Genomic DNA, 7923 nt, shown 5'->3' with positions numbered 1-7923 from the left:
ATCAAATGACCCGCGCCGGCGACACGCGTGAATCGTGCGTGCGGAATCAGGGACGCCAATTCTTCCCCGCGCTCGACCGGAATCCACCCGTCCTCTTCGCCCCACAGAATAGATACCGGACACGTCAGTTCGCCATAGCGCGACTGCACCTCGTCCGTGTAGCGCTGATCCATCTGCGCAATCTGACGATAGAACGCCGCCTGGCCGATATCACCGGTCCAGGGATCGGTATAGATGCGCAAGATCTCCTTTGAAAGTGGACGATGCGCCGCGCCCTGAAGATAGGCATCGAGCATGGCCTGATGCATGTAAGGCGGCACGCCCGCGAACGCAGCTTCATGCTGACGCACGTGGCGCACAAAGGGCGAACCCCACGGCGCGACCGCGACGGAATCGATCAAAAGCAACGAGCGATACGCGCAGCCATCGATCAATGCCGCCCGCAGCGAGGTTGCGCCGCCAAAGTCATGCGCGACGACATCGGGCCGATCAATGCCCCAATGCGCGATCAACGCCGCCATCAGGCGATTCTGCACGCCAAGCGAGACCTCCTGCCCTTCGCGCTTCTCCGACGCGCCGTAGCCGAGCAAATCGAAGTAATACACGCGCCTGAAACGCGCCGCAATCGGCGCAATACGCCGCCAGACCTGCGATGAAAACGGCGTCCCATGCACCATCACGAGCGGCGCGCCGTGACCTATCGCGCCATGCCGCACCGCTTGTCCTTCGAATTCGAAAACCTTATCGAGCGGCAATGCGCCTGCAAAGTAATCCGGCATGATGACTCCTTCTGCTGATAGGCTACGAGCGTAAAGCAGTACGCGTTTTCTTGTTTGCCACCTCACGGCGAATATCCGTTCGCGTGAGGCTTTAATGTTGAGAGGAAAGACAAATGCAGCAGAGTGAATCGCCCATCGTGTTCGAATTAGACCGCTTATTGGACGCGCCCCGCGAACGCGTATGGGCCGCATGGAGCCAGGCCGATGCCCTCGCCCGCTGGTGGGGTCCGCAAGGCTGCACGGTGACGTCGCATCGCTTCGAATTCAGGCCGGGCGGCTTCTTCCACTATGCGATGACGTTCGCCGGTCTGCCGTCGATGTGGGGACGCTTTATGTATCGTGAGATCGTCGAGGGCGAGCGCATCGCGTGGCTCAATTCGTTTGCGAACGAACATGGCGGCATTGCACGTGCGCCGTTCAACGACGCGTGTCCGATGGAAATCGAAAATACCGTGACCTTCACCGAAGAAGACGGCAAAACGCGCCTCTCACTGCGCGCCACGCCGTTCGGTGCAACGCCCGTCGAACTGAGCTTTTTCGATGCGTTGCGGCCATCGCTCGAACAAGGCTTTGGTGGTACGTTCGAGCAATTGGCCGCTTATTTGAAGCGTGTTTAGAATTCTCAGCGCAAGTTGGTCCGCGCCAGCTCCACGATTTCATCGCCCTTGCCGTTCAGGATCGCGCGCAGCATATAAAGCGTAAAACCCTTCGCTTGCGATAGCTCGATCGTGGGCGGCATGGATAACTCGTGCTTGTCGGTGACTACATCGACAAGCGCGGGTCCCGGATGCGCGAATGCCTCACGCAAGGCCGATTCCAATTGTTCGGATTCCTCTACACGCACCGACCAGATACCCGCGCCCTTCGCAATCTGCGCAAAGTCCGTCTTGCTGAGATCGACATTGGTATCCATATAGCCTGCCGCCTTGAGTTCCATCGAGACGAAACCCAACAGGCTGTTGTTAAACACGACGATCTTGATCGGCAAATCATGCTGCTTTGTCGTGAGGATATCGCCGAGCAGCATGGCGAGTCCGCCGTCGCCGGACATCGAAATGACCTGACGCTTTGGATGCGCACCTTGCGCGCCCAGCGCTTGCGGCATGGCGTTCGCCATCGAACCATGATTGAACGAGCCATGCAGTTGGCGCTTGCCGTTCATGGTCAGATAGCGCGCCGCCCAGACCGTGGGCGTGCCGACATCGGTCGTGATGATCGCGTCTTCATCGGCAATCTCGTCGATTAGTTTCGCTAAATACTGCGGATGGATCGCGCGGCCGGGTGCGGACGGCGCGGCAAGATGATCGAGGTCCTTGCGCGCGGTGGCGTAGTGCTTCAGCGCATTGTCGAGAAAGCGCCGGTCGGTCTTGCGCGTGAGCTTCGGCAAAAGCGCGGCCACGGTCTCCTTGATCGTCCCGACGATACCCAGCTCCAGCGGCGCGCGCCGGCCCAACTGCGAGCCGCGCCAGTCGATCTGCACCACTTTCGCGTGCGGCGGATAGAACGGTCGATACGGAAAATCGCAGCCGAGCAGAAGCAAGGTATCGCACGACATCATCGCGTGATAGCCCGAACTGAAGCCGATAAAGCCGGTCATGCCGACATCGAACGGATTATCGTATTCAATGAATTGTTTGCCGCGCAGCGCGTGCACGATGGGCGCGCCGAGCGTATCGGCCAATTGGATCACTTCGTCGCGCGCACCCGCCACGCCGCTGCCGCACATGATGGTCACGGCCTCGCAACCGTTCAGGATTCCTGCGAGTTTTTCGATTGGCGCATCGGCAGGCACGATGGCGGGTGGCATTACTTCGGTAAACGTAGGTTCGATATCCGGCCCGCCGGACAATGCGACATCACCGGGCAACACGATCACCGCGACGCCGCGCTGCTCGATTGCCGTACGCATCGCACGCTCCAGCACACGCGGAAACTGCGATGCGTTCGACACCAGCTCGACGAAGTGGCTGCACTCTCTGAACAACGCCTGCGGATGCGTTTCCTGAAAGTATTCGAGACCGATTTCGGTCGATGGAATATGCGCGGCGATGGCGAGCACGGGCTGCTGATTACGCTGGCAGTCGTACAGGCCATTGATGAGGTGAAGATTGCCCGGACCGCAACTGCCCGCGCAGACGGCGAGCTTGCCGGTGGAAGCGGCATCAGCACCTGCGGCAAAGGCCGCCGCTTCTTCATGCCGCGTGTGCATCCAGGCGATCGAGCCTTCGCGCTTGAGACTGAACGCAAGCCCATTCAGGCTATCGCCGGTCACGCCCCAGATACGCTTCACGCCCGCGACGGAAAGCGTGCGGGCCAGATAATCTGCAATCGTGCTTTTTGCCATGGCGGCTCCTCGAAAGACAGAGTCTGCTTTGCACACGCGTAGAGTGCGCTCAGCAACACAGCTTGGCAGTGTACGTCGGGACAGTTTGGGCTTGCTGAAACCGTGCTCACCCGAGCACGGCTTTCAGTGATATTGCAACCAGTACAACGTCATTCCACGTGCAAGCGCTCGATCTTGCCCAGCACCACGGTGTAAGCGAGCACGCCGATCATCGCGACGATCGCGCAGAAGCCGAGCGCCCATTCGAACGAACCCGTCTTCTGCACGATAAAGCCGATGGTAATCGGCGTAATGATGCCCGCCAGATTGCTCGCGAAGCTGGCGATGCTGCCCGTCATGCCAACCAGATCGCGCGGCGCGATTTCGGAGACGACCACCCACGTCGTCGACGACATCCCCTGCGCAAAGAATGCAACACACAAAATGCCGACGACGATCGCGTTCGAGGTCGTGAAGTTGGCGAGCACGATCGTGCCGGTCAACAGCAGGCCGAGCACCATCGGAATCTTGCGGGCCTTCGAGACGCTTACCCCGCGACGAATCATCCAGTCGCCCCACCAACCGCCGAACATCACGCCGACAGCCGCGGACAGGTACGGACCCACGGCAGCCGCGCCCGCATGCAGCATGCTCATGCCACGCGCCTGCATCAGATAAGTGGGGAACCACGTCAAAAAGAAATACAGCGTGGTAGTCGCCGCCAATTTGCCGATACACACGCCCCAAATCTGGCGAAAGCGCAGCAGCTTCCAGAGGTGATCCCAGCGAAACCCGTCCGTGCTCGCCGCCGTGCCGACAACGCCGCCGCCCTCGCGGATGTAATCCATCTCCGCGCGATTCACCAGACGGCTCTGCGACGGTTCCTTGTACGCAATAAACCAGACGATTGCCCACGCCAGACCCAGCAGCCCCGATGAGATAAACACGCCGCGCCAGCCCCATTCGGACGCCACATAGAACTCGACGGGAGTAAGAAACGCCGTGCCGATGTACACGCCCATCGAGCACATGCTGCCCGCGACGCCCCGTTCGCGCTGAGGAAACCACGCGGTGACAAGCTTGTTATTAGCGGGAAACGCAGGCGCTTCGGCCGCGCCGACGCCGAAGCGCAAGCCGAACAATGATGCAAAGCCACCCGCGAACGTCTGCAGGCACGTCAGCAACGACCAGCCCGCCAGACATACGCCATACGTGACGCGCGTGCCGAATCGATCGAGAAAATAGCCGCCCGGCAATGTCGCGAGCGCGAACGCCCATGAAAACGCGGAAAACAGCACGCCCATCATCACCGGCGTCACCGCGAATTCCTTTGCGATCTGCGGCGCGACCACCGACATGTTGGTGCGATCCAGATAATTGATGATGGTGCCGATAAAGACCAGCGCCAGCATCGCCCATCGCGCGTTCGTGCGACGCTGCGCATGGGCATAACTGCCGTCCGCCGGATTGGCGATTGCTTCGTTATCCATATTGCTGTCTCCTGATTTTCGAATGTTTTTGTTATGCAATCGCGCCGTCGTCCACCTTCAAGCGATCGGCCCATGCGCGCAGCTGCGCCACCGTCTTCACTGAAACGGGAACACCCTCGCGCCGGTACTTTTCGATATTGCGCGACGCCTGTTCACCCGGCAGACGCACAGGTCTGGAGGGATCGATCGGCGCATTCGCATGGCACTGCTGCACGAAAAAATCCATCTGCGCGATGGACGCTTCGGCACCCGCGAATGCCGTCGGATCGATCAATTGCAGATAGACGCTCGCGCCCCATCGCGTGGGCGCATCGCGACGGCCGTAGCCTGCGAGACCTTGCGTGAGCGCCTCGACCATCAACGCAAGCCCGAAACCCTTGTGGCCGGCTTCTTCGCCCCCGAGCAGCATCAGCGTGCCGCGCTCATCCGTACCTTCGAGCACGCGTGGATCGCGCGTAGGACGGCCCTGCGCGTCGAGCAACCAGGGCTGATCGAACGATTCACCCGCCGCCGCTTTCTGCCGCGTCATGGAGACGGTCGTCAGCGAGGCGCATGTGTCGATCAGCACGGGAAAATGCGAGGTCGGAAAGGCGAAGGCAAACGGATTCGGGCTGAACAAGCCCTCCTTGCCGCCAAACGGCGCGACGGCTTTCGTATGCGGACCCGAGGACGCGATCATCGCGTACAGACCGCGATCGGTCGCCTGCTTGGCGAGCGCCGCGAGACAGCCGATGTGATGGCTGCGACGCATCGCGAAGGTGAACACGCCGTGCTCTTGCACACGCTCGAAGCCGATCGACAGCGCGCGCTGCATCAGCCACAGGCCCGGCAGATAATCGCCGTCCCATACGAGCGTGCCGCCCGTGTCGCGGATGGTTTCGGGCACGCCCGTGGCCCGCATTCCGCCCTTGGCCAGTTCGTCGAGGTACGCGCCGCATTGCGCGAGACCGTGCGTCGGGCGGCCCATCAGATCGGTAAGGATGAGCAGGTCGGCCACGCAGGCGGCTTTTTCATCGTCCAGTCCCGCTGCCGCGAAAAGTCGGGCGGCGAACGTGGCGAGTTGGTCGTGCGGGCGGTGAATCGTGGCGGGAAGGTCGTTGAGGTTCATGAGCGGCGTCGAATTGAGGATTGCATTCGAAATAAGGTAGCGCCGCCGACTGATACCCGATAGCCTTATGGCCGTATCAGTTGATACCTTTCCTGCATCGATGGTTACGCTCGCTCAACTCCGCTGCTTTATCGCCGTCGTCGAAGAGATGAATTACCGGCGCGCCGCCGAGCGTCTGAACATGACGCAGCCGCCGCTCACGCGGCAGATTCAGGCGCTCGAACATGCAGTCGGCGCGGCGCTGTTCGACCGCAGCGCACGCGCCATCAAGCTCACGCCAGCGGGCGCGGCGTTCGCGCGTTCGGCACGGCGCATCGTCGCGCAGACCGGCGACGCGGTGCTCGATGCGCGGCGTATCGCGGCGGGCGATTCCGGCTCGTTGACGATCGCGTTCACGGCGGCATCGAGCTATGTGTTTTTGCCGCGCTTCGTGACCTTGCTGCGACGCGAGATGCCGGAGGTTTCGCTGACGCTGCGTGAAATGACGTCGTCGCAGCAATTGCATGCATTACGCGACGAACAAATCGATATGGGATTGTCGCGCCCGCCGATCATCCATCCGGGTGTGGCGTCGATGCGCGTGTTCCGAGAGCCGCTGTGCGCGGTCGTGCCGATTGCGCATCGGCTGGCGGGACGCGAGAGCATCATCTTGCAGGATCTTGCCGGTGAGAGCTTCATCACGTTTCCGCCCGTGGAAGGCGTGTACTTGCATCGACTGATCACGGGCGTCTTGCATGCAAAAGGCGTGTTGGTCGCGGAAACGCAGCACGTTACGCAGACGCATTCGATTCTCGCGCTGGTCGGTGCGGGCCTGGGCGTGGCGCTCGTGCCGCAATCCGCTCAGCGCGTGCGATTTCCCGATGTCGCCTTTATCGAAGTCACGACAATGGACGATGTCTACGCGGAATTGCTGCTCGCATGGCGCACGCAGACGGATAATCCTGCGTGCGCAACCGCCGTGGAACATGTGACGCGAGCGCTTGCGGATCCGTCGTGGCTCGCGTGATGGAAGCGGAATTCAGTTGTGGACGAGCAGTGCTTGTTCGATCTTCCGCCAATGTGTGATTCCGCCTGTCGCCAGCAGATCTTCGACGTAGGTCGCATCGCCGTCAAAAGTCTTGTCGCGAAAACCGGTGCGCTTGGCAATCTCGGTTTTGACGATGAAGCAGCCGATGTCGATCGAACGACGCACAGGTTGCGTTTCGAAGTAGCGATATGGCGCCTGCGCACGCCCGCCGGGATGCGTGTGGCTATGAAGCATGTCGCACACAACAAGCTCGCAATCGCCTGACGCAGTCGCCTTCAGCATGGTTTCGATAAACACGGGACAGTAGTAATTGTCGCCGTTGGTCAGCAGCAACCAGTCGTGCTCCGCCATACCGATACCCACGTCGCGCAGCGTATGTCCGTAGTCGTTATGGCGCTCAGCGGTGCACACGAAACGCATGAGATCGGGATAAAGCGCTCCGTAACGTCGGGCGACTTCATCGAACTTTTCGTCGGGTCCGTCGTGGATGACGGTGACGCAGAAATTCAGCGATGTCTGCGCCATCAAACAGTTTAGGAATACTTCCAGTTTTGGGCCGTGTCGGTATGTGACACAGACGATATCGATCTTGTTCATGTCGAAGCCACTCGTGCGGAAATTGCACGCGCATCATAGCAGCGCTCACCGCAATGGCTTCCAACGAAACTCGGTTTATTACATTGTGCTTCTAATGATCCGAGCCGATCAAAAAAATGCCGCGTTCATTTTCAAACGCGGCATTCGCAATGCAATAAACCATAAGCCAACAAGCAGCAATCAGGTCTAACGCGCTGCCTGCGGTTGCGCATCGTCGAGATCGTGCGCGCCGGAAATCGTCTCAAGCGCCGTATCGTGATGCAGCAACAGGACGGCAGCGACGCCGATCATGCCCGCACCCGACAGGCACAACAATCCGGCACCGAAACTGCCCGTGCTGTCCTTGATCCAGCCCATCGCGTACGGGCCGAAGAAACCAGCCAGATTGCCAAGCGAGTTGATCGCCGCGATACCGCCCGCCGCAGCCGCGCCCGACAAAAACGATGCAGGCAAGGTCCAGATCACCGGCAGACAGCCGAAGATACCGAAGCCCGCTATCGACAGCGCGAGCATCTTGAGCACCGGACTATCCAATCCCGCCGACGCCGCGATGCCACCCGCCGCCACCATCAGCGCAATCGCCACATGCCAGCGGCGTT

The 7923-nt window shown here is 60.6% G+C and carries 7 protein-coding genes and 1 pseudogene; 2 read left to right on the top strand and 6 right to left on the bottom strand.

Annotated features, from left to right (window positions below; translation table 11 throughout):
- The coding region (locus tag P7F28_RS00415; RefSeq protein WP_277182315.1) for an alpha/beta fold hydrolase at positions 1-779 on the bottom strand (779 nt) is incomplete at its 3' end.
- A 113-nt stretch (positions 780-892) separates the two neighbouring features.
- On the opposite strand from P7F28_RS00415, the gene P7F28_RS00410 reads away from it, so the two are divergent.
- Entirely contained in the window at positions 893-1396 is a 504-nt protein-coding gene (locus P7F28_RS00410) for an SRPBCC domain-containing protein (RefSeq protein WP_277182314.1), read from the top strand.
- A gap of 5 nt (positions 1397-1401) precedes the next feature.
- Here P7F28_RS00410 and poxB read toward each other — a convergent pair whose 3' ends face one another.
- The 3 genes from poxB to P7F28_RS00395 all read right to left on the bottom strand — a co-directional run bounded on the left by poxB (position 1402) and on the right by P7F28_RS00395 (position 5700).
- A complete protein-coding gene (gene poxB, locus P7F28_RS00405) occupies positions 1402-3123 on the bottom strand; it encodes a ubiquinone-dependent pyruvate dehydrogenase (RefSeq protein WP_277182312.1) in 1722 nt (573 codons plus the stop codon).
- Between the two features lie 149 nt (positions 3124-3272).
- On the bottom strand, positions 3273-4592 hold the full coding sequence (locus tag P7F28_RS00400; RefSeq protein WP_277182311.1) for an MFS transporter: 1320 nt from the start codon (positions 4590-4592) through the stop codon (positions 3273-3275).
- Positions 4593-4623: 31 nt separating this feature from the next.
- A complete protein-coding gene (locus P7F28_RS00395; RefSeq protein WP_277182310.1) occupies positions 4624-5700 on the bottom strand; it encodes an Ldh family oxidoreductase in 1077 nt (358 codons plus the stop codon).
- A 67-nt stretch (positions 5701-5767) separates the two neighbouring features.
- Here P7F28_RS00395 and P7F28_RS00390 point away from each other — a divergent pair, with 67 nt between their 5' ends.
- The gene (locus P7F28_RS00390) at positions 5768-6706 is read left to right on the top strand and encodes a LysR family transcriptional regulator (protein ID WP_277182308.1); all 939 of its coding nucleotides are present in this window, start codon (positions 5768-5770) and stop codon (positions 6704-6706) included.
- A gap of 12 nt (positions 6707-6718) precedes the next feature.
- Here P7F28_RS00390 and P7F28_RS00385 read toward each other — a convergent pair whose 3' ends face one another.
- Positions 6719-7324 (bottom strand): glycosyltransferase family A protein, encoded by a 606-nt coding sequence (locus tag P7F28_RS00385; RefSeq protein WP_277182307.1) that lies wholly within the window; start codon positions 7322-7324, stop codon positions 6719-6721.
- 186 nt (positions 7325-7510) lie between these two features.
- Positions 7511-7923 (bottom strand): annotated as a pseudogene (locus P7F28_RS00380) (MFS transporter); the annotation flags it as partial.

Source organism: Caballeronia sp. BR00000012568055 (genome assembly GCF_029439455.1).
Taxonomy (GTDB): domain Bacteria; phylum Pseudomonadota; class Gammaproteobacteria; order Burkholderiales; family Burkholderiaceae; genus Caballeronia.
This window is presented reverse-complemented; position numbering and strand designations above follow the sequence as displayed.